The organism is Citrobacter amalonaticus, from assembly GCF_037053465.1.
In the GTDB taxonomy this organism is placed as follows: domain Bacteria; phylum Pseudomonadota; class Gammaproteobacteria; order Enterobacterales; family Enterobacteriaceae; genus Citrobacter_A; species Citrobacter_A amalonaticus_H.
Map to the genome: position 1 here is coordinate 363367 of NZ_JBALIF010000003.1, position 25901 is coordinate 389267.

21 protein-coding genes are annotated in these 25901 nt (G+C 53.0%); 5 read left to right on the top strand and 16 right to left on the bottom strand.

The annotated features are described in order from the left end of the window. Positions 1 to 7: 7 nt before the first annotated feature. The 8 genes from nuoH to lrhA form a co-directional block, all read right to left on the bottom strand. On the bottom strand, positions 8 to 985 hold the full coding sequence (gene nuoH / locus WB371_RS07225; RefSeq protein WP_195504359.1) for an NADH-quinone oxidoreductase subunit NuoH: 978 nt from the start codon (positions 983 to 985) through the stop codon (positions 8 to 10). Next, the gene (gene nuoG, locus WB371_RS07230) at positions 982 to 3708 is read right to left on the bottom strand and encodes an NADH-quinone oxidoreductase subunit NuoG (protein ID WP_336219408.1); all 2727 of its coding nucleotides are present in this window, start codon (positions 3706 to 3708) and stop codon (positions 982 to 984) included. The genes nuoH and nuoG overlap by 4 nt, the downstream gene beginning before the upstream one ends. A gap of 78 nt (positions 3709 to 3786) precedes the next feature. Further along, positions 3787 to 5124: an NADH-quinone oxidoreductase subunit NuoF gene (nuoF, locus tag WB371_RS07235; RefSeq protein ID WP_042317808.1), complete on the bottom strand. Its 1338-nt coding sequence runs from the start codon at positions 5122 to 5124 to the stop codon at positions 3787 to 3789. Beyond that, complete coding sequence (gene nuoE, locus WB371_RS07240; RefSeq protein ID WP_046483003.1) at positions 5121 to 5621, bottom strand: NADH-quinone oxidoreductase subunit NuoE; 501 nt, start codon at positions 5619 to 5621, stop codon at positions 5121 to 5123. Before nuoE ends, nuoF begins: the two co-directional genes overlap by 4 nt. A gap of 2 nt (positions 5622 to 5623) precedes the next feature. Then, complete coding sequence (gene nuoC / locus WB371_RS07245; protein ID WP_336219409.1) at positions 5624 to 7426, bottom strand: NADH-quinone oxidoreductase subunit C/D; 1803 nt, start codon at positions 7424 to 7426, stop codon at positions 5624 to 5626. Positions 7427 to 7515: 89 nt separating this feature from the next. Further along, positions 7516 to 8178 carry an NADH-quinone oxidoreductase subunit NuoB gene (gene nuoB / locus WB371_RS07250; RefSeq protein WP_003028075.1) on the bottom strand — a complete coding sequence of 221 codons (663 nt, stop codon included), beginning with the start codon at positions 8176 to 8178 and terminating at the stop codon, positions 7516 to 7518. 15 nt (positions 8179 to 8193) lie between these two features. After that, the gene (gene nuoA, locus WB371_RS07255) at positions 8194 to 8637 is read right to left on the bottom strand and encodes an NADH-quinone oxidoreductase subunit NuoA (protein WP_046483010.1); all 444 of its coding nucleotides are present in this window, start codon (positions 8635 to 8637) and stop codon (positions 8194 to 8196) included. 628 nt (positions 8638 to 9265) lie between these two features. After that, on the bottom strand, positions 9266 to 10204 hold the full coding sequence (gene lrhA / locus WB371_RS07260) for a transcriptional regulator LrhA (protein WP_336219410.1): 939 nt from the start codon (positions 10202 to 10204) through the stop codon (positions 9266 to 9268). Between the two features lie 924 nt (positions 10205 to 11128). On the opposite strand from lrhA, the gene alaA reads away from it, so the two are divergent. Then, the gene (alaA, locus tag WB371_RS07265; protein ID WP_336219411.1) at positions 11129 to 12346 is read left to right on the top strand and encodes an alanine transaminase AlaA; all 1218 of its coding nucleotides are present in this window, start codon (positions 11129 to 11131) and stop codon (positions 12344 to 12346) included. 83 nt (positions 12347 to 12429) lie between these two features. Beyond that, complete coding sequence (yfbR, locus tag WB371_RS07270; protein ID WP_042317802.1) at positions 12430 to 13029, top strand: 5'-deoxynucleotidase; 600 nt, start codon at positions 12430 to 12432, stop codon at positions 13027 to 13029. A gap of 122 nt (positions 13030 to 13151) precedes the next feature. On the opposite strand, the gene WB371_RS07275 is transcribed toward yfbR, so the two are convergent. The 4 genes from WB371_RS07275 to yfbV all read right to left on the bottom strand — a co-directional run bounded on the left by WB371_RS07275 (position 13152) and on the right by yfbV (position 16773). Then, positions 13152 to 14984: an SLC13 family permease gene (locus tag WB371_RS07275; protein ID WP_336219412.1), complete on the bottom strand. Its 1833-nt coding sequence runs from the start codon at positions 14982 to 14984 to the stop codon at positions 13152 to 13154. A gap of 76 nt (positions 14985 to 15060) precedes the next feature. Continuing rightward, complete coding sequence (locus tag WB371_RS07280) at positions 15061 to 15738, bottom strand: sugar phosphatase (protein WP_336219500.1); 678 nt, start codon at positions 15736 to 15738, stop codon at positions 15061 to 15063. After that, positions 15731 to 16225, bottom strand: coding sequence for a YfbU family protein (locus WB371_RS07285; RefSeq protein ID WP_336219413.1), 495 nt, complete (start codon positions 16223 to 16225; stop codon positions 15731 to 15733). Before WB371_RS07285 ends, WB371_RS07280 begins: the two co-directional genes overlap by 8 nt. Before the next feature lie 92 nt (positions 16226 to 16317). Then, positions 16318 to 16773 (bottom strand): terminus macrodomain insulation protein YfbV, encoded by a 456-nt coding sequence (yfbV, locus tag WB371_RS07290; RefSeq protein WP_336219414.1) that lies wholly within the window; start codon positions 16771 to 16773, stop codon positions 16318 to 16320. Between the two features lie 339 nt (positions 16774 to 17112). Between yfbV and ackA the strand changes: the two genes are divergently transcribed. The 3 genes from ackA (at position 17113) to yfcC (ending at position 22240) form a co-directional block, all read left to right on the top strand. Further along, positions 17113 to 18315 (top strand): acetate kinase, encoded by a 1203-nt coding sequence (ackA, locus tag WB371_RS07295; RefSeq protein ID WP_042317795.1) that lies wholly within the window; start codon positions 17113 to 17115, stop codon positions 18313 to 18315. 73 nt (positions 18316 to 18388) lie between these two features. Beyond that, positions 18389 to 20530 carry a phosphate acetyltransferase gene (pta, locus tag WB371_RS07300; protein WP_336219415.1) on the top strand — a complete coding sequence of 714 codons (2142 nt, stop codon included), beginning with the start codon at positions 18389 to 18391 and terminating at the stop codon, positions 20528 to 20530. A 189-nt stretch (positions 20531 to 20719) separates the two neighbouring features. Next, positions 20720 to 22240 carry a putative basic amino acid antiporter YfcC gene (gene yfcC / locus WB371_RS07305; RefSeq protein WP_336219416.1) on the top strand — a complete coding sequence of 507 codons (1521 nt, stop codon included), beginning with the start codon at positions 20720 to 20722 and terminating at the stop codon, positions 22238 to 22240. A gap of 98 nt (positions 22241 to 22338) precedes the next feature. On the opposite strand, the gene WB371_RS07310 is transcribed toward yfcC, so the two are convergent. The 4 genes from WB371_RS07310 to WB371_RS07325 all read right to left on the bottom strand — a co-directional run bounded on the left by WB371_RS07310 (position 22339) and on the right by WB371_RS07325 (position 25848). Next, complete coding sequence (locus WB371_RS07310; protein ID WP_336219417.1) at positions 22339 to 23292, bottom strand: transketolase family protein; 954 nt, start codon at positions 23290 to 23292, stop codon at positions 22339 to 22341. Continuing rightward, complete coding sequence (locus WB371_RS07315) at positions 23285 to 24115, bottom strand: transketolase (protein WP_336219418.1); 831 nt, start codon at positions 24113 to 24115, stop codon at positions 23285 to 23287. The genes WB371_RS07310 and WB371_RS07315 overlap by 8 nt, the downstream gene beginning before the upstream one ends. Then, entirely contained in the window at positions 24112 to 25503 is a 1392-nt protein-coding gene (locus WB371_RS07320; RefSeq protein WP_336219419.1) for a PTS ascorbate transporter subunit IIC, read from the bottom strand. Before WB371_RS07320 ends, WB371_RS07315 begins: the two co-directional genes overlap by 4 nt. A gap of 72 nt (positions 25504 to 25575) precedes the next feature. Further along, positions 25576 to 25848 carry a PTS sugar transporter subunit IIB gene (locus tag WB371_RS07325; protein WP_336219420.1) on the bottom strand — a complete coding sequence of 91 codons (273 nt, stop codon included), beginning with the start codon at positions 25846 to 25848 and terminating at the stop codon, positions 25576 to 25578. Between the last annotated feature and the right edge of the window lie 53 nt (positions 25849 to 25901).

Genomic DNA, 25901 nt, shown 5'->3' on the forward strand with positions numbered 1-25901 from the left:
GTGCCCCTTATTGCGCCTGCCAGAGAATGACAGCCGCCGTTACCAGCAAGTTGATGAGCGTCAACGGCAGGCAAATTTTCCAGCCGAAGGACATTACCTGGTCATAACGAGGACGCGGTAACGACGCACGAATCAAAATGAACATCATCATGAAGAACGCGGTTTTCAGCGCGAACCAGATGAATGGCGGTAAGAACGGGCCATGCCAGCCACCGAAGAACAGGGTCACCATCAGCGCCGAAATGGTGACGATACCGATGTATTCCCCCACAAAGAACAGACCGAATTTCATCCCGGAGTATTCAATGTGATAACCGTCAGCCAGTTCCTGCTCAGCTTCCGGCTGGTCAAACGGATGACGGTGACACACCGCGACGCCCGCGATAGCGAAGGTGACAAAACCAAAGAACTGCGGAATGACGTTCCAGATATCAGCCTGGTTGTTGACGATGTCGGTCATATTAAATGAACCAGCCTGCGCCACCACGCCCATCAGGGAAAGCCCGAGGAACACTTCGTAGCTGAGTGTCTGCGCAGACGCACGCATCGCACCCAACAGCGAGTATTTGTTGTTGCTCGACCAACCGGCGAACAGCACCGCATAGACCGCGAGACCTGCCATCATCAGGAAGAACAGGATCCCAATGTTCAGATCCGCAACCACCCAGCCCGGACTCACCGGCACGATGGCAAACGCCAGCAACAGTGAGGTAAAGGCGATCATGGGCGCAAGGGTAAAGATGACGCGATCCGAGAATTTCGGGATCCAGTCTTCTTTAAAGAACATCTTGATCATGTCCGCGACCAACTGGAGCGAACCGCCCCAGCCTACACGGTTCGGTCCGTAGCGGTTCTGGAACAGCCCCAGCAGACGACGTTCGCCAAAGCTCATGAAGGCCCCGCAGGTGACGACCACCAGCAGGATCACCACCGCTTTGAGGATGGTCAGCAGGATTTCAATCAGATCCGGTGTAATCCAACTCATTGTTGTGCCTCCTGCAGATCCTCAAGACGCGCACCCGCCAGCACCGGCGCAATACCCGGCATGCCCATTGGCAGACCCACCTGCCCTGCAGTCAGTCCTTCGGCAATTTCAACCGGTAACGTAACCGTGTTGCCATCGTAGCTAAAGGAGACGCGGGTTCCGGCATTCACGCCCAACTTCGCGGCGTCGGCCGGGTTGAGTTTTATATACGGTTGCGGCATGCGGCTCTGGAAGACCGGCGCGCGCTGGGACAGCTCATCGCTACCAAACAGATGGTAGTACGGCGCGATACGCCACTGTCCGTCCTGTGCCTGGAAGCTCGCCGGAACGGTCGTGAAGTAATCCAGACCGCCTTCTGATGCTTCAATCAGACGCACACCCGGATCGCCATGGCGCAGTTTCCCGCCCACTTCATCCTGGAATTTGTTCCACGCCTGTGGGGAGTTCCAGCCTGGCGCCCAGGCAAATGGAATCTGTGAACGGGGTGCGGACGGCTGGTTGTTCCCTTCCATGGAGAAGGCAAACATGGTGTCTTTGTCCTGCGGTTGACGTGGTTCGTGAACGCTGATATTCGCACGCATCGCGGTGCGACCGCTGTAACGGTGCGGCTCACGCGCCAGTTTCTGTCCACGGATGCGGAAGGTTGCATCCGGCGCGGCGTCTTTGATACCCGCCAGTTCCGGCATCGCGGCAACGACCGCGTCGATGACGTGGTCAAGCTGCGTCCAGTCCACTTCGCGGTTCTGCATGGTGCTGTGCAGCGAATGCAGCCAGCGCCAGCTTTCCAGCATAAGGGTGTTTTTGTCGTAGTACGCCGGATCGTAAACCTGGAAGAAACGCTGCGCGCGGCCTTCATTGTTGATGACTGTACCGTCGCTTTCAGCAAAGCTTGCCGCGGAAAGCACCAGATGGGCGTTTTCCATGATGGCAGTGCGCTGATGGTCAACCACCATTACCAGCGGCGCTTTTGCCAGCGCGGCATTCACGCGCGTGGCGGAAGCGTGGCGATGCAGATCGTTTTCCAGCACCACAACGGCGTCCGCACGACCGGTTTCCAGTTCCGTCAACGCATCATCGAGCGTACCGCCGCCCATAATGCCCAGCCCCATACTGTTAACCGAACGGGCAATCATGGTAATACCGACGTCGGCACCACGGCCTTTCAGCGCTTTCGCCACGTTGGCTGCCGCCTGAATCACCTCGGTACTACCGGCGTTGGTCCCGGAAATAATCAGCGGTTTTTTCGCCCCGGCCAGTGCCTGGACAATCACGTCGATTTTGTTTTGCAGATCGCTGCTAATACCGTCAACGGCTGGCGCAGAGTTGTCCAGCGCATGGGCGATCGCAAATCCTAAACGCGCCTGATCTTCAACCGGCGCGCGGTAGGTCCATGCCGCGATGTCATCCAGACGGGTGTTATCCACGTTGGTGACGAACAGCGGATGCTTCGCGCGCTGACCGATGTTGAGGATCGCGGCAATCTGCCAGTCAGCCACTTTCTGGGCTGCGGCCATTTCGCGCGCTTTGCCTTTCACCGCCTGGCGCACAGCCAGGGCAACGCGTGCCCCGGTCTGCGTGATGTCTTCACCCAGTACCAGTACCGCATCATAGGATTCAATGTCGCGCAGTGCCGGTGTGTGAATACCGCCTTCACGCAACACTTTCAGCGCCAGTTGCAGACGTTCCTGCTCGGATTGCGCAATCCCGGTGTAGAAGTTTTCCGCACCGACCAGTTCACGCAGCGCGAAGTTGCTCTCAACGCTTGCGCGCGGTGAACCGATACCGATCACTTTCTTCGACTGACGCAGAATGTCCGCCGCGCCCTGCATCGCCTGTTCGGCGTTGAGCGTGATCAGATCGTCGCCGCGACGTTGTACCGGCTGACGTGGACGGTCTTTCAGGTTCACGTAGCCATAGCCAAAACGACCACGGTCGCAGAGGAAATAGTGGTTAACGGTCCCGTTATAACGGTTTTCGATACGACGCAGTTCGCCGTAACGCTCACCCGGGCTGGTGTTACAGCCGATGGAACACTGCTGACAGATGCTCGGCGCAAACTGCATGTCCCACTTACGGTTATAGCGTTCGGAGTGCGTTTTATCGGTGAACACCCCGGTCGGGCAGATTTCCACCAGGTTACCGGAGAACTCGCTTTCAAGCGTGCCGTCTTCCGGACGTCCAAAGTAGACGTTATCGTGCGCACCGTACACGCCCAGATCCTGGCCGTCGGCGTAATCTTTGTAGTAACGCACGCAGCGGTAGCAGGCGATGCAGCGGTTCATTTCGTGAGAGATGAACGGCCCCAGGTCCTGATTGCGGTGAGTACGCTTGGTGAAACGATAACGACGGAAACTGTGCCCGGTCATCACGGTCATATCCTGAAGATGGCAGTTACCGCCCTCTTCACAGACCGGACAATCGTGCGGGTGGTTGGTCATCAGCCACTCCACCACGCTTTCGCGGAATTGTTTCGCTTCTTCGTCGTCAATTGAAATAAAGGTGCCTTCGGTGGCCGGTGTCATACAAGACATCACCAGGCGACCACGCGTGTCTTCCGCGTTTTGGTATTGCTTCACCGCACACTGGCGGCAAGCACCAACGCTTCCCAGCGCCGGATGCCAGCAAAAGTACGGAATATCAAGACCAAGAGACAGACAAGCTTCCAGCAGGTTGTCCGCTCCGTTGACCTCGTATTCTTTGCCGTCTACATGAATCGTAGCCATAGTCAGCATGCTTCCAGTTGGCTCGGTCGTAACCGAGCGTTAATCGAATTTCTTATCGCGATGCAGGTAAACCCGCAATCACCAGCGCTCTTTCAGCAGGTTCGGCTGAATACCACCAATCGCGTGGGTATTGCTGAACGACTGCTTGATGCCAGCTTCAAATTCTTCGCGGAAATATTTAATGGCACTCTGCAGCGGCTCAACCGCGCCCGGCGCGTGAGCACAGAAGGTTTTACCCGGGCCGAGGAAACGACACAGTTGCTCAAGTGTCTCGATATCCCCAGGCTGGCCTTCACCACGCTCCAGCGCACGCAGAATTTTTACGCTCCACGGCAGACCGTCACGGCATGGCGTACACCATCCACAGGATTCGCGGGCAAAGAACTCTTCCAGGTTACGCACCAGCGGTACCATACCAATCTCGTGGTCAACCGCCATCGCCAGCGCCGTACCCAGACGGCTGCCTGCTTTACCAATGCTTTCAAATTCCATTGGCAGATCAAGGTGCGCTTCGGTCAGGAAGTCGGTTCCCGCGCCGCCTGGCTGCCAGGCTTTGAACTTCAGTCCATCGCGCATGCCGCCTGCGTAATCTTCGAGGATCTCGCGTGCGGTGGTACCGAACGGTAGTTCCCACAGGCCGGGATTCTTCACGCGACCAGAAAAGCCCATCAGCTTGGTGCCCGCGTCTTTGCTCTTCGAAATGTTCTGATACCACTCCACGCCGTTGGCGAGGATAGCCGGAACGTTACACAGAGTTTCCACGTTGTTGACGCAGGTCGGTTTACCCCATGCGCCGGAAGTCGCCGGGAACGGCGGCTTAGAGCGAGGATTTGCGCGACGGCCTTCGAGGGAGTTAATAAGCGCCGTTTCTTCACCGCAGATGTAACGCCCTGCCCCGGTGTGAACAAACAGTTCGAAGTCAAAACCGGTACCCATGATGTTTTTGCCGAGCAGACCCGCTTCGGTCGCTTCGGCAATTGCACGACGCAGATGCACAGCCGCTTCGATATATTCCCCGCGCAGGAAGATGTAACCCCGGTAGGCTTTCAGCGCAAACGCGGAGATCAGCATACCTTCCACCAGCAGGTGCGGCAGTTGTTCCATCAGCAAACGGTCTTTATAGGTACCCGGCTCCATTTCATCGGCGTTACACAACAGGTAACGGATGTTCATGGATTCGTCTTTTGGCATCAGGCTCCACTTCAGGCCGGTGGAAAAGCCTGCGCCGCCACGCCCTTTCAGGCCAGCGTCTTTCACCTGGTTGACGATCTCGTCCGGCGACAGACCGGTCAGCGCCTTACGCGCACCTTCGTAACCGTTTTTGCTGCGGTATTCGTCCAGCCATACCGGCTGTTTGTCATCACGCAGACGCCAGGTCAGCGGATGCGTTTCGGGAGTACGGATAATGTCTTTCATTTATACCGCTCCAGCAGTTCAGGAATGCCTTCCGGGGTCAGATGAGCATGAGTATCGTCATCGATCATCATGTTCGGCCCTTTATCACAGTTCCCCAGGCAGCAGGTCGGCAGCAGCGTAAAGCGACCGTCGAAGGTCGTCTGCCCCGGCTTGATATTCAGCTTTTTCTCCAGCGCAGCCTGAATCCCCTGATAGCCATTGATATGGCACACCACGCTGTCGCAATAGCGGATCACATGGCGGCCTACTGGCTGGCGGAAGATCTGGCTGTAGAACGTCGCCACACCTTCGACGTCGCTCGCCGGGATCCCCAGCACATCGGCGATCGCGTGGATCGCACCGTCCGGCACCCAGCCACGCTGCTTCTGAACGATTTTCAGCGCTTCAATGGACGCCGCACGCGGGTCTTCGTAGTGGTGCTTCTCGTGCTCAATAGCTTCACGCTCTGCCGCACTCAGCTCAAAAGCCTCGGTTTGTGGTTGTTGATTCTCGTGCATAATTAGCGGTCCACATCTGACATAACAAAATCGATACTACCTAAATGGACGATCAGGTCGGACACCAGGCTGCCGCGTACTGCCACCGGGATCTGCTGCAAGTGCGCATAGCTCGGGGTACGAATACGGGTACGATAACTCATGGTGCTGCCATCGCTGGTCAGGTAATAACTGTTGATACCCTTGGTCGCTTCCACCATCTGGAAGGACTCATTCGCCGGCATCACCGGACCCCACGATACTTGCAGGAAGTGGGTGATCAGGGTTTCGATATGTTGCAGCGTGCGCTCTTTCGGCGGCGGCGTCGTCAGCGGGTGATCCGCTTTGAACGGGCCTTCCGGCATGTTATTGAGGCACTGCTCAAGGATGCGCAGACTCTGACGCAGCTCTTCCACTTTCAGCATCACGCGGGTGTAGCAGTCGGAAACCCCGCCGCCCACCGGCACTTCAAAGTCAAAGTTTTCGTAGCCAGAGTAGGGGCGTGCTTTACGCACGTCGAAATCAATACCGGTCGCACGCAGCGCGGCACCGGTACAGCCCCAGTCCAGCGCTTCTTTCTTGCCGTAAGCAGCCACGCCCTGCGAACGCCCTTTCAGGATGGTGTTTTGCAGTGCCGCTTTCTCGTAAGACGCCAGACGCTTCGGCATCCAGTCGAGGAACTCGCGCAGCAGTTTATCCCAGCCGCGCGGCAGGTCATGCGCCACGCCACCGATACGGAACCAGGCCGGGTGCATACGGTAACCGGTGATCGCTTCGACAACGTCATAGATTTTCTGACGGTCGGTAAAGGCAAAGAAGACCGGCGTCATGGCGCCGACGTCCTGAATGAACGTGGAGATGTACAGCAGGTGGCTGTTAATACGGAACAGTTCAGACAACATAACGCGAATCACGTTAACGCGATCCGGGGTGGTGATACCTGCCAGTTTCTCAACCGCCAGCACGTAAGGCATTTCGTTGACGCAACCGCCGAGATATTCGATACGATCGGTATACGGAATGTAGCTGTGCCAGGACTGGCGTTCGCCCATCTTTTCAGCCCCACGGTGGTGGTAGCCAATGTCAGGTACGCAGTCGACAATCTCTTCGCCATCAAGCTGGAGAACAATACGGAATGCACCGTGCGATGACGGGTGGTTCGGACCGAGGTTGAGGAACATGAAGTCCTCGTTTTCGGTACCGCGTGACATCCCCCACTCTTCCGGTTTGAAAGTCAGCGCTTCCATCTCCAGATCCTGTTTCGCTTTGGTCAGCTCAAACGGATCGAATTCGGTGGCGCGTGCCGGGTAGTCTTTACGCAGCGGGTGGCCTTTCCAGGTTGGCGGCATAAGCAGACGAGTCAGGTGCGGGTGTCCGTCAAACTCAATACCAAACATGTCCCAGGTTTCGCGTTCATACCAGTTGGCATTCGGGAACACTTTGGTGAAAGTCGGCACGTGAAGATCGTTTTCAGACAAAGCCACCTTGAGCATGATATCGCGATTGCGTTCAATGGAAATCAGGTGGTAGAAAACGGAAAAATCCGCGGCGGGTAACCCTTCGCGGTGCGTGCGCAGACGTTCGTCCATGCCGTGTAAGTCAAACAGCATGACGTAAGGTTTCGGCAATCTCTTTAAGAAATCACCCACTTCCAGTAATTGTTCACGCTTGACCCATACAACGGGCACCCCGGTGCGAGTCGCCTGAACGGTAAAGGCATCCGGCCCAAAACGGTTGCGCAGTTCGCCGATGACCGGGTCATCAAGGTGATCCCGGGTAAGACATGCGGCTTCTTGCGCGGTTAAGTCGGTCATATTGTTCACCATTGCAAATGGTCCGTGGTGACTGTCGACAGAGCTTCGCGCGATAAATGTTGTGCCAGGCGAAGTAAAATGCTGCTGCCGACAGGGGCAAATTAAATCTCGTCTGGTGTACGCAGATTCGTTACTGCAATACGTTCGCCGCGTTTACGCTCGCGCTCTGACTGCATGTTGGCGCGATAAACGCCCTGATCGCCAACCACCCAGGAGAGTGGACGGCGCTCTTTACCAATAGAGTCCTGCAACAGCATTAACGCCTGCATGTACGCTTCTGGACGCGGCGGGCAACCCGGGATGTAAACATCCACAGGGATAAACTTATCAACGCCCTGCACAACGGAATAAATATCGTACATACCGCCGGAGTTGGCACATGCGCCCATGGAAATCACCCATTTCGGCTCCAGCATCTGGTCATAAAGACGCTGAATAACCGGCGCCATTTTGGTGAAGCAGGTACCCGCCACAACCATCAGATCAGCCTGACGCGGCGAAGCACGCAAAACTTCCGCGCCAAAGCGCGCCACGTCATGCACGGCGGTGAATGAGGTCACCATCTCAACGTAGCAGCAGGAAAGGCCGAAGTTATAAGGCCAGATTGAGTTTTTGCGTCCCCAGTTAACCATGTCATGGAGTTTGCCCATGAATACGTTTTTGTTAACTTCCTGTTCCAGGGGGTCGGTTACGATCTCCTGTTTTTGCAGGGGGTAACGGTCGTTCTCACCGTTAGGATCTATGCGGGTGAGCGTATAATCCATCTTAATGCCTCGCGGTTAGCGTTGACGATTAGCGATACTGTTCGTTTCCGGGTTCATACGCTCGCGGCGTGAACGCGCGGGCGTCCAGTCCAGCGCGCCAATACGCACCAGATAAACCAGACCTGCCAGTAACACAAAAATAAAAATTGCAGCTTCCACAAAGCCTACCCAACCGCTTTCACGGATAGAGGTCGACCATGCGAACAGATACAGCGCTTCAACGTCGAAGATAACGAAGAACATGGCTACCAGGTAAAACTTGGCAGACAAGCGTAAGCGGGCGGAGCCGACCGAGTCGATACCGGATTCAAACGGGGTGTTTTTTGACCTCGCGCGTGCGCGACCGCCTAAAAACCAACCGCCGATAAGCATCAGGCAGCACAGGCCAATGGCAACAATAAGAAAGATAGCGAATGCCCAGTGATGAGCGATGACTTCAGTGGATGTTGACATACTCATTGCTTACTCATCAAAAGTAGCGCCAAATTCTCTGCTCTTTACGGCAGATGAACGCCACATCGATTCATGGGGAGGAATAAAAAAAACCTTACAATCACTGTAAAAAATGTTTTAGACAGCCAATTGATGGGGTTTTTTACTCCTTTCTATAACCTTTTGTCAACTTTAACAAAAGTTTCCTCACATTAATTTACATGATTCCAACACCATTAACATTTAATGCGTTTTAGCTCTATGTCGATCGAGTCTCAGGCTAAAAATGGATGTTGTTGAATCGTGTCCGTTGTGAAGTAAGTAGGAAAATGCGCGGCTATTTTGACAGGATTTGGAACAAATTCCTTCCCCTAAAAGGGAGTATTTTCTTGATCTGTGACACGCTTTTGTTAATCCGCCCCAAAAAACAGCAACAATTTTACGCGTTTTTTAACATTAGCTTGTTGAAGCATAAATTTCGCTTATTTTTTACGCGTTCATTTGACGTGTCGTCTACTCGCTGATTTATGAGGATTTTTGCCTTTTTCTCCTGTCAGTTAAGGATAGTAGTACAAAAAAAAGAACCACTGGGTGTTTTTTCATCATCAGTGGCTCTTTTTTACAATTACATTCTTTAACGTTTTTTTGAGAGCGGTTATTCGTAGTCCCCTTCAAGTAGCACCGTATCATCCCCGCCCTCCGGGGTGATTGAGCTGTACTGCCACGGATTCTGCCAGGTATTCATCGCCTGATAAATAACGTGGGCCAGATCGTTCTTTGATGCGGGGTCACGGCAGAGCAGATACTCGGTGTCTGGTAATGGAGGCAACCCATCAACCGCGCCAAGAACACGCAGGTCAGGGCTCATCATTTCGACCGGACGCGCTGTCACCCCAAGGCCTGCTTTGACTGCCGCGCGAACAGCAGGCAATGTCGAGGCGACATAAGCCAGACGCCAGGGGATATTTGCCGCATTTAACGTGGTGAGCACCACATCGCGGAACGGACTCGGATCATCCAGCAAGACCAGCGGCACCGGTTCACCTTTTTGCAGTACATATTCTGCAGCACAATACCAGTGAGTCGGCGATGTGCGCAGCGTCAGACTTTCAAAAGCGCCTGGCCGGTTAGTGGTGACGATGAGATCCACCTCCTGCGAGGCCAACATATCGGGCATAAAAGCGTTTCGCTTCACCCTGACATCAAGCGCCAGTTTCGGATAAACCGAACTAATACGGTTCAGAAGGAATGGCAGTATCGTATCGGCGGATTCGTCGGATGCGCCAATAGTTAACACCCCCTGAAGATTACTGAACATTAATGATGAGCAAGCCTCATCATTAAAGCGCAATATTTTCCTGGCATACCCCAGAAGCTGAATACCGTGTTCAGTCAACAGTTTGTTGCGACCATGACGAGCGAAGAGTTCTTTCCCCACGAGCTGCTCGAGGCGCTGCATCTGTTGGCTCACCGCAGACTGAGTACGACACACAGCTGCAGCGGCTGCTGCAAATGTGTTCAGGTCGGCAACAGCAACAAATGTTCTCAGCAGATCGAGGTCGAGGTTAATTATCGGACGATTTGCATTTATCATAATTTTTCACTTACTGGCGGCTCATACCGAGCTCGTTAATGCTGTGCATACAAAAACAAGCAATTCCGTTTGTAATGCGGCTTCCTTAGCAAGATTTCCCCGGTAAGAGGGGAAAGTAAATAGGTATATCATGTGGCTGACAAAATGCTACCCTACTTCTTACACAATAATACCTGACGCGATTTATCAGAATATTTCGTAAAAGCGGCGGGACCTATTAAGATGTATGCTAAATTCTACTAATTCCTGGCTATAAAATGGGTATCGGTGAAGAATGAATCGAACCCAACCAACAAAATAAACACACAAAACAATAAGTTATCAACAAAACCGCATTTGAAATATTCAACAAATCATGCGAACAACATGTCATTTCATCTCTTACATCTTAACCTAAAACCTCTTTATTTATAAGTCTTAATGCGAATAATCTGATGCAAAGATTTGTTATCTTCCTCAAGTAAATCCGCTATTATTAATGCTTAACGTAAAGCCTTTTTAAATATTAAATAATAATTAATTAGAACTGAGTCTATTCATAAACCCTGCTTAACATTAGATTCACACCGCAAAGTGTCAGGCACATCCCGATAACACCTGTGGAAGACAATTTTTCAGTATTAACGAACTATTAAATTATGGCTGATTTTCCGCGTTCAATTTCACTGTTGCCGCCCCCTCCTCATCGAGAGAATCGACCACAACGAAGCGATAAAACCAAAATATTATTCTTATAAAACAACAAAACAATACATTTATCACTAAGTAAAAAGCCAAAAAACGTCAAAAACAGCACAATAGCAGTTCACAATTTAGCAAAATCTTCTTCTGTAAACCCTTCAAAATGCCCCGTTGGGAGAGTACATTGTTCCATGCAAACTTCCACGGCAGGGAGTGGTGTTCACAGTTTAAAGGTCAAGGTTCATGTCCCCTATTGAAAAATCCAGCAAATTAGATAACGTCTGTTATGACATCCGCGGTCCGGTTTTAAAAGAAGCTAAACGCCTTGAAGAAGAAGGCAATAAGGTTCTGAAACTGAACATTGGCAACCCCGCTCCCTTTGGTTTTGAGGCCCCTGACGAGATTCTGGTCGACGTCATCCGAAATCTCCCCACCGCGCAGGGCTATTCCGATTCAAAAGGCCTTTACTCTGCACGTAAAGCAATCATGCAACACTATCAGGCGCGTGGTATGCGTGACGTGACAGTTGAAGATATTTATATCGGCAATGGTGTTTCTGAGCTTATCGTACAGGCGATGCAGGCATTGCTGAACAGCGGGGACGAAATGCTGGTACCCGCGCCTGACTATCCTTTATGGACGGCGGCGGTCGCGCTTTCTGGCGGGAATCCAGTACACTACCTTTGCGATGAATCATCCGACTGGTTCCCGGACCTTGATGATATCCGTGCCAAAATTACCCCACGGACCCGTGGGATTGTCATCATCAACCCGAACAACCCGACCGGTGCGGTTTACTCCAAAGAGTTGCTGATGGAGATCGTCGAGATCGCACGTCAAAACAACCTCATCATTTATGCCGATGAGATTTACGACAAAATCCTTTACGACGATGCTGAACACCACTCGATCGCAGCGATGGCGCCGGATCTGCTGACCATTACCTTTAATGGTCTGTCTAAAACCTACCGCGTCGCCGGTTTCCGCCAGGGCTGGATGGTGCTTAACGGTCCGAAGAAGCATGCGAAAGGCTATATCGAAGGGCTGGAAATGCTGGCATCAATGCGTCTTTGCGCTAACGTCCCGGCTCAGCATGCCATTCAAACTGCACTCGGTGGTTACCAGAGCATCAACGAATTCATCATGCCTGGCGGTCGTCTCTATGAGCAGCGTAATCGGGCCTGGGAATTAATTAACGATATTCCGGGCGTATCCTGCGTAAAACCGCGCGGTGCGTTGTATATGTTCCCGAAAATTGATGCTAAACGCTTCAACATTCACGACGACCAGAAAATGGTGCTCGATTTCCTGTTGCAGGAAAAAGTGCTGCTGGTTCAGGGGACAGCATTTAACTGGCCATGGCCGGATCATGTGCGTATCGTCACCCTGCCCCGCATTGACGATATCGAAATGTCGCTGAGCAAATTTGGTCGCTTCCTGTCGGGTTATCATCAGGTGTAATCTGAAACGGGCTGCCGGTATTTGCATCCGGCGCCCTTCTCTGCGCACAATGATCTCCAGGTTGTCATCATGAAAAGGTCACTATGAAGCAGAGCCATTTTTTTGCCCACCTCTCCCGCCTCAAACTCATTAACCGCTGGCCTTTGATGCGCAATGTGCGCACTGAAAACGTCTCTGAGCACAGTCTCCAGGTCGCGATGGTTGCCCATGCACTGGCCGCGATTAAAAATCGCAAATTCGCCGGCCAGGTTAATGCCGAGCGCATTGCGCTACTGGCGATGTATCACGATGCGTCGGAAGTGCTGACCGGGGATCTCCCCACGCCAGTGAAATATTTCAATTCCCAAATTGCCCAGGAATATAAAGCCATCGAGAAAATCGCGCAGCAGAAACTGGTCGATATGGTGCCCGATGAATTGCGGGATATTTTTGCGCCGCTGATTGATGAGCATGCTTATAGCGAAGAAGAAAAGTCTATCGTGAAACAGGCCGATGCGCTGTGCGCGTATCTGAAATGTCTGGAAGAGTTGTCGGCGGGAAATAACGAATTCCTGTTAGCGAAGACGCGACTGGAAAAAACGCTGGAATCCCGCCGAAGCCCGGAGATGGACTATTTTATGGAAGTCTTCGTCCCCAGTTTCCACCTGTCTCTCGATGAAATTAGCCAGGATTCTCCATTGTAAGCAATGTTGCCGGATGGCGACGAAAACGTCTTATCTGGTCTACAGGTCGCATCCAATCATGTCTGAATGGTGATGTGAACGTCTCGTAGGCCCGGTAAGCGTCAGCGCCACCGGGCAGCAGGTCAGAACGGGAACAACATGGGGATCATCACCACACACACACCCATCACAATGATGGTGAACGGGACGCCGAGCTTGATAAAATCGCTAAAGCTGTAATTCCCTGGCCCTAACACCAGCGTGTTGACCGGGGATGACACCGGCGTCATAAAGGCCGCCGAGGCCGCCATGGCAATCACCATCGCAAACGGATAGGGGGAAACGCCCATCGACTTCGCCGCCGCCAGCGCAATAGGCGCCATCAATACTGCCGTCGCGGTATTCGAGATAAACAGACCGATGGTCGCACAGAGCACAAACAGACACCCCAGCATCATATACGGTCCGTAACCGCCGCCAACATCCATCAGCCCCTTCACTACCAAATCAACGCCGCCTGTTTTTTGCAATGCCAGCGCGAAAGGCATCATCCCGACGATCAAAATAATACTGGGCCAGTGAATGGCTTTATAGGCGCTTTCGGCATCAATACAGCGAAATTTCCCCATCAGTAAACAGGCGATGATTGCTGCGACGGGATTGGGAATTTCATCGGTCAGCATCAGTGCGACCATCAGAACCAGACAAAAAATGGCGTGTGGCGCCTGGCTGTGCGCCGGAGACGCCTCGCTCACCTCTTCTGGAAGGTTGAGCGCGACAAAGTCCCGCCCCTGCTTCGCCAGCAAACCAATTAGCTTCCAGTTTCCGACGACCAGTATGATATCGCCCATCAGCAGTGGTTCGTCAGCAAGCGAACCTTCAATCGCCACGCCATCGCGTTTGAGCCCCACCACATTTAGTCCGTACCGGGTACGAAAGCCTATCTCCCGCACGGACTTGCCAATCAGTTCCGACTCAGGGATCAGCGAGATTTCCGCCATCCCCACATCCAGCGCCTGGTCAGAGAAATACTCCCCGCGCAGCACCATCGGCTCCAGCAGTTGCTCACTACAGAATTCACGGAGATCAACATCAGCGGCCGACATATCAATCAGCAAAACGTCACGCGCACGGAATTCAGACACCCCGTTGACATTCACTATCACTCGCCGAAAACGCCGCCAGCGCTCAACGCCAATCACGTTGGCACCGTAACGTTCACGCAGTTTAAGATCGTCGAGACGTTGCCCGATCATGGGTGAACCGGGCCGAATCGCCAGGCGACGCGCACGTCCGGTCAGGCGATATTCTTTAATGAGATCGCGAAAGGTACGGCGCTTCCAGCCGTCCCGCTGTTGAAGCTGATTGTCGCCTTTGAGCATAAAGCGCATCAGCAGCATGTAGACAATACCCAGAACCAGAACCACTAAACCAATCGGCGTTACGCTAAAAAAACTGAAGCCAGCATAGCCTTCGCGCAGCAGTTCACTGTTAACCACCAGGTTTGGCGGCGTCGCCACCAGCGTCATCATGCCGCTTATCAGGCCCGCAAAACTCAGCGGCATCATCAGACGCGATGGCGACGTCTGCATCCGCATAGAAACGCTTAATACCACGGGGATAAAGATAGCGACGACCCCTGTCGAACTCATGAATGCGCCCAGTCCGGCAACCGTCAGCATCAGCAGAACGAGCATTTTGATTTCACTGCTGCCTGCCATTTTCACCAGCCAGGAGCCCATCACGGTGGCAACACCGGTCCGCACCAGCCCATCGCCGATAATAAACAGCGCGGCAATTAGCACAACGTTAGGGTCGCTGAAGCCAGAAAACGCTTCGGTAAGGCTCAATGTTCCACTCAGAACAAAGGCCACAATGATAAACAGAGCTACCGCGTCCATACGCACTCTGCCTGTCGCAAACAAAACAACGGCAATCGCCAACAACGAAAGAACCCAGATCAATTCACCGTTCACAACCTATCCTTGTCAGATGAGAAGATGGAAAGATTCTGCCATAAAAAAGCCCCGGATTGTCGGGGCTAAATCATGATCAGGTATGACTTAATACGACCACATCACCGTTCGGCTTCTTGGTCACGGAAAGCTGCTCCAGACTGGTCAGGGCAAAATCAACTTCGCCCAGACGCGGCGTGTCCGCTGGAGCATTCACCGCGATAACGTGGCACCCGGCGGCTAATCCCGAAAGTATACCGGCCGGCGCATCCTCCACAACCACACACTCATGGGGAGATAAGCCAAGCAGTTGCGCCCCAAGGAGATAAGCATCGGGTTCAGGTTTGCCCCGTTTGACACGCTCAGCGGTAACAAACACTTCAGGTGCAGGCAGACCGGCCACCTGATGACGCGCCCGCGCCACGGGCATGGAGCCAGATGTCACAATCGCCCATGGGATCCCTGATTTATTGAGGTGGTTAAGCAGCGCAACAGCACCGGGCAACGCGGTGATCCCCTCGGTCTCCGTCGCTTCTGTCTGCTCCAGACGCGTAAACTCCGCTGCAATATCCGACTCAGACTTGCCCGCCATGAAATGACGCAAAGAGGTGATCGCCTGCTTGCCATGGATGAAATTCAGGACCTCATCATGCGCCAGCCCAAAACGATCGGCCCAGTTGCACCACGCGCGTTCCACTGCAGGTAAGGAGTCAACCAGTGTCCCGTCAAGATCAAACAGAAAGCCTTTGCACTGCACGTTCACCTCCTCAGGCATTGATGATTTGGTTAATTTCATTGGCGCTCAGATGATACTGACGTGGGCATGCATGCCAGACGCTCAGCATGCGCTGATATTTTTCCCACATTGGGGTTTGCGCGTTGAAGCCGTGAGTGCCGGCATCGAAATGGGTATAGCGGCCTTCAACGTTCACCATAAAGCGAACATAGCCGAGGTAACGCGCTTCCGTTGCCGCGTCAAAGCCCAGAAAGGTCACCCGACGCTCATCAATACTTTGCGCATCTTTCAGGTTGGCCCATGAGACATGCAGGGCATGATACATCTCCATAATGTCGATAACCGTACGACAGGTTTCCTCTTTTAACTCACCAAATTCCCGATCCAGCTCGCGCATTTGCAGACCGTAACCGCGTTCTATGATCGTCTGCAGACGGCGATAGCGTTCGGCGTTAGTGGGATCGAGCATCGTCATCATTTTGTACTGGTTAGACAAAATCAGACGTTGAGCATTGGTCATTTCCATTTGGGACTCCTGTATCACTCTACTACGGTGAAAAAAGTGAAAAAAAAGAAGGCATCAATATGCCTTCTTTTATATGCGTAATCCGGGGTCAATTACAAATCATCAAGGAAAGTTTTATCCAGTTGTTTGAAGGCGCGCTTAAGCGTGTCAGCTAACGCCTGGTAATCCGGCTTGCCTTCCACCGGCGCCAGCGCCTGCCCGGCCTCCTGCAATTTTCCTCTGACTTCATAAAACCAGTTCAGAATGGAAGGCGGCAATGGCGTTATGGAACGTTTTCCCAGCCACCACAATCCCTGCATCGGCAAACTAAGCGCAAACAGCGCGGTGGCCACGGCTGGCCCTAACTGGCCGCCCAGCGCAATCTGCCAGCACAGCGTAAAAACGGCTATTGGCGGCATAAAACGGGTAGCGTAGCGTGTCATACGGATCACGCGATTCTCTACAAAGACGGGCGCAAGGCGCTTTTCCATAGGCCACGTCTTCGAATAATGCTGCCCCCGGCGAAACAGGCTAAAAAAATTTACGGAGCGATTTTCCGGCATCGACATGGCTTACCTCAACTTCACATATAAAAATTCAAAAAATTGTGCAAAACAACAACTGTGTGGGGCAACGTTCAAAACATTTTGTCATTGATACCCACTATCAGGTATCCTGTAGCGGCCTGAAAATGGCCTGTAGTCCAAAATCATTGAGTCGTCAAATTCACATATAGTATGCCATTGGCTGAAAAATACGCAAAATGGCGTAGACTCAAAGGTATTTCTTCCATCATGCCAAAAAAGACAATCGCGCATGATGTTAATCATAAATGTCAGCGTCACACTGCGCTACGCTCTATGGCTCCCTGACGTTTTTTTAGCCACGTATCAATAATAGGTACTTCCATGTCGAGTAAGTTAGTACTGGTTCTGAACTGCGGTAGCTCCTCACTGAAATTTGCAATCATCGATGCAGTTAATGGTGAAGAGTACCTTTCTGGTTTAGCCGAATGTTTCCATCTCCCAGAAGCACGTATCAAATGGAAAATGGACGGCGGTAAACAAGAAGCGGCTTTAGGCGCAGGCGCCGCTCACAGTGAAGCGCTGAACTTTATCGTTAATACTATTCTGGCACAAAAACCAGAACTGTCTGCGCAGTTGACTGCAATCGGTCACCGTATCGTACACGGCGGCGAGAAGTATACCAGCTCCGTGGTTATTGATGACTCTGTTATTCAGGGCATCAAAGATTCCGCCTCTTTTGCACCGCTGCACAATCCGGCTCACCTGATTGGTATCGCCGAAGCGCTGAAATCTTTCCCGCAGTTGAAAGATAAAAACGTGGCTGTATTTGATACCGCGTTCCATCAGACCATGCCGGAAGAGTCTTACCTCTACGCCCTGCCATATAGCCTGTACAAAGAACACGGTGTCCGTCGTTACGGCGCACACGGCACCAGCCACTTCTTCGTCACTCAGGAAGCGGCAAAAATGCTGAACAAACCGGTAGAAGAACTGAACATCATCACCTGCCACCTGGGTAACGGGGGTTCTGTTTCTGCTATCCGTAACGGTAAATGTGTTGATACCTCCATGGGTCTGACTCCGCTGGAAGGTCTGGTGATGGGTACCCGTTCTGGTGATATCGACCCGGCGATCATTTTCCACCTGCACGACACGCTGGGTATGAGCGTTGATCAGATCAACAAGATGCTCACCAAAGAGTCCGGTCTGCTGGGTCTGACTGAAGTCACCAGCGACTGCCGCTATGTCGAAGACAACTACACCACCAAAGAAGATGCTAAACGTGCAATGGACGTTTACTGCCATCGTCTGGCGAAATACATCGGCTCCTACACTGCACTGATGGATGGTCGTCTGGATGCTGTTGTCTTCACCGGCGGTATTGGTGAAAACGCAGCGATGGTTCGCGAGCTGTCCCTGGGCAAACTGGGCGTGCTGGGCTTTGAAGTTGATCATGAACGTAACCTGGCTGCGCGTTTCGGCAAATCAGGTTTTATCAACAAAGAAGGTACCCGTCCTGCGGTGGTGATCCCAACCAACGAAGAACTGGTTATCGCGCAAGACGCGAGCCGTCTGACTGCCTGATTTCACACCGCCAGCTTAGCTGGCGGTGCTGTTTTGTAACCCGCTTAATTGCGGTAACGAAAGAGGATAAACCGTGTCCCGTATTATTATGCTGATCCCTACCGGAACCAGCGTCGGCCTGACCAGCGTCAGCCTTGGCGTAATCCGTGCTATGGAACGCAAAGGCGTTCGTCTGAGCGTCTTTAAGCCAATCGCTCAGCCGCGCGCGGGTGGCGATGCTCCAGACCAGACCACCACAATCGTTCGTGCAAACTCCTCTGTGACGACGGCTGAACCGCTGAAGATGAGCCACGTTGAATCTCTGCTGTCCAGCAACCAGAAAGATGTGCTGATGGAAGAGATCATCGCGAACTACCACGCGAACACCAAAGACGCGGAAGTGGTACTGGTTGAGGGCCTGGTCCCGACCCGTAAACACCAGTTCGCGCAGTCTCTGAACTACGAAATCGCGAAAACGCTGAATGCGGAAATCGTGTTCGTGATGTCTCAGGGTACTGATACCCCGGAACAGTTGAACGAGCGTATCGAACTGACTCGCAGCAGCTTTGGCGGTGCGAAAAATACCAACATCACCGGCGTCATCGTTAACAAACTGAACGCCCCGGTTGATGATCAAGGCCGTACTCGCCCGGATCTGTCCGAGATTTTCGACGACTCCTCCAAAGCACAGATCGTTAAAATCGATCCGGCTCAGCTCAGCGCAAGCAGTCCGCTGCCGGTTCTGGGCGCCGTGCCGTGGAGCTTTGATCTGATCGCGACCCGTGCAATCGATATGGCGCGTCACCTGAACGCCACCATCGTTAACGAGGGCGATATCAACACCCGTCGCGTGAAGTCTGTAACCTTCTGCGCGCGCAGTATCCCACACATGCTGGAACACTTCCGTGCTGGCTCCCTGCTGGTTACCTCTGCTGACCGTCCGGACGTGCTGGTTGCAGCATGCCTCGCGGCGATGAACGGCGTGGAAATCGGTGCCCTGCTGCTGACCGGTGGCTACGAAATGGACGCTCGCATCTCTAAACTGTGCGAACGCGCCTTCGCGACTGGCCTGCCGGTATTCATGGTCAATACCAACACCTGGCAGACCTCTCTGAGCCTGCAGAGCTTCAACCTGGAAGTCCCGGTTGACGATCACGAGCGCATTGAGAAAGTTCAGGAATACGTTGCGAACTACATCAACGCTGACTGGATTGAGTCGCTGACCGCGACCTCTGAACGTAGCCGTCGTCTCTCTCCGCCAGCATTCCGCTATCAACTGACTGAACTGGCGCGTAAAGCCGGTAAACGTGTTGTCCTGCCGGAAGGCGACGAACCGCGTACCGTGAAAGCGGCAGCTATCTGTGCTGAACGTGGTATCGCAACCTGTGTGCTGTTGGGTAACCCGGAAGAGATCAACCGTGTGGCGGCTTCTCAGGGTGTTGAACTGGGCGCTGGCATCGAAATCGTTGACCCGGAAGTGGTTCGCGAAAGTTATGTTGCTCGTCTGGTTGAACTGCGTAAGAGCAAAGGCATGACCGAAACCGTCGCCCGCGAACAGCTGGAAGACAACGTGGTTCTCGGTACGCTGATGCTGGAACAAGACGAAGTCGACGGTCTGGTTTCTGGTGCGGTTCACACGACAGCGAACACCATTCGTCCGCCGCTGCAGTTGATCAAAACGGCGCCGGGCAGCTCGCTGGTTTCTTCTGTGTTCTTCATGCTGTTGCCGGAACAGGTTTACGTTTATGGTGACTGTGCGATCAACCCGGATCCGACTGCAGAACAACTGGCAGAGATAGCCATTCAGTCCGCTGAGTCCGCGATTGCCTTCGGCATCGAACCGCGTGTTGCGATGCTCTCCTACTCAACGGGGACTTCTGGCGCAGGTAGCGACGTAGAGAAAGTGCGTGAAGCGACGCGTCTGGCGCAGGAAAAACGTCCTGACCTGATGATCGACGGCCCGCTGCAGTACGACGCGGCGGTGATGGCTGACGTGGCAAAATCCAAAGCACCGAACTCGCCGGTTGCCGGTCGCGCTACCGTGTTCATCTTCCCGGATCTGAACACCGGTAACACCACTTACAAAGCGGTACAGCGCTCTGCCGATCTGATCTCCATCGGACCGATGCTGCAGGGTATGCGTAAACCGGTGAACGACCTGTCCCGTGGCGCGCTGGTTGACGATATCGTCTATACCATCGCTCTGACCGCGATTCAGTCTTCCCAACAGCAGTAATCCCTTTTATCAGGGTTTCTGATGAACCCTGCCAAAATCCGGAAATAGCCACTATTTCCGGATTTTTTATTTCTCTTATTTTCCTGTCAGAAATGTAGATTTATTTGCTTAGCTGCGCTGCATCAATGAATAACCATTCGCCTGTTTGCATACTTAGCCTCTTTGCCTTGCAACAGGGATTGTCTTTTCATGTCCGCCGTAACCGAAACACAACCAGCCAAAAAATGGGCGATGCCCGACACGCTGGTCATTATTTTCTTTGTCGCTATTTTAACCAGCCTCGCAACCTGGGTGGTCCCTGTCGGGATGTTCGACAGCCAGGAAGTGCAGTACCAGGTTGATGGTCAGACAAAAACCCGTAAAGTCGTCGACCCTCACTCATTCCGCATCCTGACCAATGACGCGGGTGAAGAGCAGTATCACCCGGTTAAGTTCTTCACCACTGGTGACGAGAGCCCTGGCCTGATGAACTTCCCGTTCGAAGGTCTCACCTCCGGTTCTAAATTTGGTACCGCCGTCGGTATCATTATGTTTATGCTGGTCATTGGTGGCGCATTTGGCATCGTTATGCGCACGGGAACCATCGATAACGGTATTCTGGCGCTAATCCGCCATACCAAAGGAAACGAAGTCCTGTTTATCCCGGTGCTGTTTATCCTCTTCTCATTGGGTGGTGCGGTTTTCGGGATGGGGGAAGAGGCAGTTGCCTTTGCGATCATCATCGCGCCACTGATGGTGAGGCTCGGCTATGACAGCATCACCACTGTACTTGTCACCTATATCGCCACACAGATTGGCTTTGCCAGCTCGTGGATGAACCCATTCTGCGTCGTCGTCGCACAGGGAATTGCGGGCGTTCCGGTTCTCTCCGGCTCCGGTTTGCGCATTGCGGTGTGGGTTGTTGCCACGCTCATTGGGCTGATTTTCACGCTGATTTACGCCTCGCGGGTGAAAAAGAACCCTCTGTTGTCACGCGTTCATGAATCCGATCGCTTTTTTCGCGAGCAGCAGGATGACGTTGTCGAACGCCGTTTTACGCTCGGCGACTGGCTGGTACTGCTGGTGCTGACCGGCGTGATGGTTTGGGTTGTCTGGGGCGTGATCGTCAATGCCTGGTTTATTCCAGAAATTGCCAGCCAGTTCTTCACGATGGGCCTTGTGATCGGCATTATCGCCGTGGTTTTCCGGCTCAACGGGATGACGGTCAATATTATGGCGTCGTCATTCACTGAAGGCGCGCGGATGATGATTGCCCCTGCCCTGCTGGTCGGTTTTGCGAAAGGTATTTTATTGCTTGTCGGGAATGGCGAAGCCGGTGAAGCCAGCGTGCTCAATACGTTGCTGCACAGTATTGCTAACGGGATCAGCGGGCTGGATAACGCCGTTGCGGCATGGTTTATGCTGCTCTTCCAGGCGGTGTTTAATTTCTTTGTCACCTCAGGCTCAGGCCAGGCCGCGCTGACGATGCCGCTGTTAGCGCCGCTTGGCGATCTGGTGGGGGTTAACCGTCAGGTGACCGTTCTGGCTTTCCAGTTTGGCGATGGCTTTAGCCATATCATCTATCCCACCTCAGCATCACTGATGGCGACGTTAGGCGTCTGCCGGGTAGATTTCCGTAACTGGCTTAAAGTGGGTGCGACGCTGCTGGGGCTGCTGTTTATTATGTCCAGCATCGTGGTGATTGGCGCACAGCTCATGGGTTATCACTGATCATTGCCGGATGGCGACGCTAATGCGCCTTATCCGGCCTACAAAGATAGTGTCTTGCAAGCCGGACAGGCGTTAGCGCTTATCCGGCTTCTCCTTTTTTAGAACAACGATTTCGCTGCTTCAACAATGGCGGCAGCGGTGAGCCCGTATTCTTCCTGTAAGAAATCCTGCGTACCCACCTGACCGTAGCGCTCCTTAACGCCAACGCGACGCATAGGCACCGGGCAGGTTTCGACCAGGACTTCTGCTACCGCCGATCCCAGTCCATTATGGATGCTGTGGTTTTCACAGGTCACAATGCGCCCCGTTTTCTCTGCGTAGTTTTTCACCAGCATGCGATCGATGGGTTTAAGGGTGAACATATCAATGACCGCTGTACTGATACCTGTTCGCTCCAGTTGGCGCGCGGCTTCCAGTGCTTCAGCGACCATAATCCCATTTGCGATCAGCGTGATATCGTTTCCTTCACGCAGCACGTTCCCTTTGCCGATAGTGAATGTCGAACCTGTGCTATACACACTCGGCGCCTGCTTACGAATTGTGCGCACCCAGTAGAATCCGTCGAGATTAATCAACTGGCGCAAGATGTCTTCAAACATGACCGCATCAGTTACTTCCAGTACCACGGAGTGCGCCAGTCCACGAACGATCCCCATATCTTCAAAAGACATGTGTGTCCCGCCGTTATGACAAGCCGTCACCCCCGCATCCGAGGCAATCACTTTGACGTTACTGCGCTGATAATCGAGTGCCATGAAAAGCTGATCGAAACAGCGGCGGCTGGCGAATGCCGTGAAGGTATGCACAAACGGTTTGCGTCCTGTCAATGCCACCCCTGCCGCGGTGCCAATGACATTCGCCTCCATGATGCCGCAATTTATCACGTGTTGCGGATATTCCCGCGCCACGCTATCCATCGCCATCGAGCTCATCAGGTCCGCTTCCAGCGCAATAATCGGACTGCCAGCAGCGACTTCTTTTGCCACAAATCCGGCATACACTTTGCGCATCTCGATGCTGTCTTTTTGTCCTTCGGGTGCGAGCTTAATCATGCGTTGTCTCCAGTTGGCGAACGGCGTCATTCAGAGCCTGTTTCATCTCATCGGTCAGACGCAGGTGATGGGAATTGGATAATTGCTCCAGATACGGCACCCCCTGACCTTTGATGCTGTCGAGAATAACCACGCGTGGGCGCGCCTGCGCCTCCGGCACCGGTTGCACTACGGCCAGCAGCCCTGCAATGTCATCACCTTTGACGGTCACGGCCTCAAAGCCAAAAGCCCGGAATTTTTCCTCAAGACTGAACGGGCGAATAATGTCATCCAGCGCGCCATCCAGTTGTTGTTTATTCCAGTCCACGAATACCGTCAGGTTATTCAGGCGATGGTGGGCAATAAACTGGAACGCTTCCCAGCACTGGCCCTCATTGAGTTCTCCGTCACCCACGATGCAAAATACCCGGTTCGCACGCTGCGCCAGTTTATGCGACAGCGCCATACCGCCTGCGATAGATATCCCCTGTCCCAGCGAGCCTGTCGTGGCATCCACGCCGCGCGTTTTAAGCCTGTCCGGATGGCTTGGCAGACGCGTGCCGTTCTGGTTCAACGTGCTCAGCTCTTCCATCGGGAAATAACCTTTGATGGCCAGGGTGCTGTACAGTGCCGGTCCCGCATGGCCTTTCGACAGCACGAAATAATCACGCTCCGGCCAGTCCGGATCGGCCGGGTCTATCTTCATTACCGCCCCGTACAACACCGCCAGCGTTTCCACCACGGACATACAGCCACCAAAGTGACCAAAACCTAAATTCATCAGCGACCTTAACGTCGCCACGCGAATGTCACGCGCCAGTTGAGTGACTTCATTCACATTCATGATTTGGCTCCATTTTTTTCCTCTGCATGTTTCGTGGCTGATTTACCTTTGGCAAACACATTCCAGGCCACTAACAGCGCGAATAACGCCACCACCAGCCCTGTGATGGCAACAGGTGACAGATAGCGAGCAAGGTTACCGAGCACGATACCAATTGCGCCGAAATCGGCATCCGAGAAAGTAGTATTGGCAAAGCCAATGGCTCCCAGAACGGGCAGGAGCAGCACGGGCAGGAAGGTGATCAACAGACCATTAGCAAAAGCTCCAATCATCGCCCCACGACGCCCGCCAGTAGCATTACCAAATACCCCCGCAGTCGCACCGGTGAAAAAGTGCGGCACTACGCCCGGCAGAATCAGAACCAGTTTCATTTGCCCAAGCAGGAACAGCCCAACCAGACCGCCGAGGAAACTGAACAGAAAGCCTATCAGCACGGCATTGGGCGCATAGGGATAGACCACCGGGCAGTCGAGCGCCGGGCGCGCATTCGGGACCAGTTTTTCAGAGAATCCGGTGAACGCCGGGACGATTTCCGCCAGAATCAGACGCACCCCTTGCAGAATGATGAACACCCCGGCGGCAAAGGTAATCGCCATGATGATGGCGTAAACCAGATAGTTCTGGCCGCCACTGAAGGTACTTTCGACATATTCCCGGCCTGCGCTTATCGCCATAATTAAATAGATGATCATCATGGTCAGAGAAATTGAGATCGAACTGTCACGCAGGAAACTTAAATTCTTCGGTAAGTTCATCTCCTCCGTGGAACGGGAACCTTTGCCGCAAACGCTGCCGATCCAGCCGGACAGCACATAGCCGAGCGTGCCGAAGTGACCAAACGCAATCTCATCATTTCCGGTTATACGCCGCATGTAGCGCTGCGCCAGTGCGGGGAAAAAGGCCATCACCAGGCCCAGAATCAGCGACCCCGTAAAGACCAGACCGATACCGTCAAACCCTGCCACAGTCAGAATGACGCCGATCATGCAGGCCATATAAAACGTGTGATGCCCGGTCAGGAATATATACTTCAGGCGCGTGAAGCGAGCGACAATAATATTCGCTACCATGCCGAACGCCATAATCAGTGCAGTAGAGGCACCGTATTTTTCCAGCGCTATTGAGACAATCGCTTCGTTATTGGGGATAATCCCCTGGATATTAAAAGCATGTTCAAACATTCCCCCCAGAGGATTTAACGACCCCACCAGCACGGTCGCACCGCCGCCGAGAACAATAAACCCCAGGATGGTTTTAATCGTCCCTTTGACAACATCGGAAAACGATTTTTTTTGCGCCACCAGACCAATTAACGCAATTAAACCGACCAGTACAGAAGGCACTTTAAGAATATCAACAACAAAATTCAGCGTTTCAAGGATAAACATATCCACCTCGCTTTATGCACATTGAACAGCAAACTGTAGCTATGCAGTTTGAATCTATGCGTACATGTTTAGTTATTGTTTATCGAACCACGCACGTAATTGCGCTTCGAGTTCATTGATATCTATGATGTTATTAATAACCACCAGCTGTGTTTCCGGCACGCTGGCGCTGGCGGCGATATCTTTTGCCATGACAAACAAATCGGCGGCACCGGGTGTGGCTGAAGAGAGATCGGAATGCTCGACATCAGCCTCAATATTCAGTTTTTTGAGTACCTTTTTGATATTCATTTCGACCATAAAACTGCTGCCCAGACCGGAACCACAAATAGCCATAATTTTCATTACTATCACCTTTTTTAAGTAGAGTACGGCCGCATCACGCTTGCGCGTAATGT

Excerpts from the sequence above, each read along its gene's own strand:
- nuoH (WP_195504359.1), bottom strand. The coding sequence starts at position 985 with ATGAGTTGGATTACACCGGATCTGATTGAAATCCTGCTGACCATCCTC.
- nuoG (WP_336219408.1), bottom strand. The coding sequence starts at position 3,708 with ATGGCTACGATTCATGTAGACGGCAAAGAATACGAGGTCAACGGAGCG.
- nuoF (WP_042317808.1), bottom strand. The coding sequence starts at position 5,124 with ATGAAAGACATTATCCGTACTCCCGAAACGCATCCGCTGACCTGGCGT.
- nuoE (WP_046483003.1), bottom strand. The coding sequence starts at position 5,621 with ATGCACGAGAATCAACAACCACAAACCGAGGCTTTTGAGCTGAGTGCG.
- nuoC (WP_336219409.1), bottom strand. The coding sequence starts at position 7,426 with ATGGTGAACAATATGACCGACTTAACCGCGCAAGAAGCCGCATGTCTT.
- nuoB (WP_003028075.1), bottom strand. The coding sequence starts at position 8,178 with ATGGATTATACGCTCACCCGCATAGATCCTAACGGTGAGAACGACCGT.
- nuoA (WP_046483010.1), bottom strand. The coding sequence starts at position 8,637 with ATGAGTATGTCAACATCCACTGAAGTCATCGCTCATCACTGGGCATTC.
- lrhA (WP_336219410.1), bottom strand. The coding sequence starts at position 10,204 with ATGATAAATGCAAATCGTCCGATAATTAACCTCGACCTCGATCTGCTG.
- alaA (WP_336219411.1), top strand. The coding sequence starts at position 11,129 with ATGTCCCCTATTGAAAAATCCAGCAAATTAGATAACGTCTGTTATGAC.
- yfbR (WP_042317802.1), top strand. The coding sequence starts at position 12,430 with ATGAAGCAGAGCCATTTTTTTGCCCACCTCTCCCGCCTCAAACTCATT.
- WB371_RS07280 (WP_336219500.1), bottom strand. The coding sequence starts at position 15,738 with ATGCCTGAGGAGGTGAACGTGCAGTGCAAAGGCTTTCTGTTTGATCTT.
- WB371_RS07285 (WP_336219413.1), bottom strand. The coding sequence starts at position 16,225 with ATGGAAATGACCAATGCTCAACGTCTGATTTTGTCTAACCAGTACAAA.
- yfbV (WP_336219414.1), bottom strand. The coding sequence starts at position 16,773 with ATGTCGATGCCGGAAAATCGCTCCGTAAATTTTTTTAGCCTGTTTCGC.
- ackA (WP_042317795.1), top strand. The coding sequence starts at position 17,113 with ATGTCGAGTAAGTTAGTACTGGTTCTGAACTGCGGTAGCTCCTCACTG.
- yfcC (WP_336219416.1), top strand. The coding sequence starts at position 20,720 with ATGTCCGCCGTAACCGAAACACAACCAGCCAAAAAATGGGCGATGCCC.
- WB371_RS07310 (WP_336219417.1), bottom strand. The coding sequence starts at position 23,292 with ATGATTAAGCTCGCACCCGAAGGACAAAAAGACAGCATCGAGATGCGC.
- WB371_RS07315 (WP_336219418.1), bottom strand. The coding sequence starts at position 24,115 with ATGAATGTGAATGAAGTCACTCAACTGGCGCGTGACATTCGCGTGGCG.
- WB371_RS07320 (WP_336219419.1), bottom strand. The coding sequence starts at position 25,503 with ATGTTTATCCTTGAAACGCTGAATTTTGTTGTTGATATTCTTAAAGTG.
- WB371_RS07325 (WP_336219420.1), bottom strand. The coding sequence starts at position 25,848 with ATGAAAATTATGGCTATTTGTGGTTCCGGTCTGGGCAGCAGTTTTATG.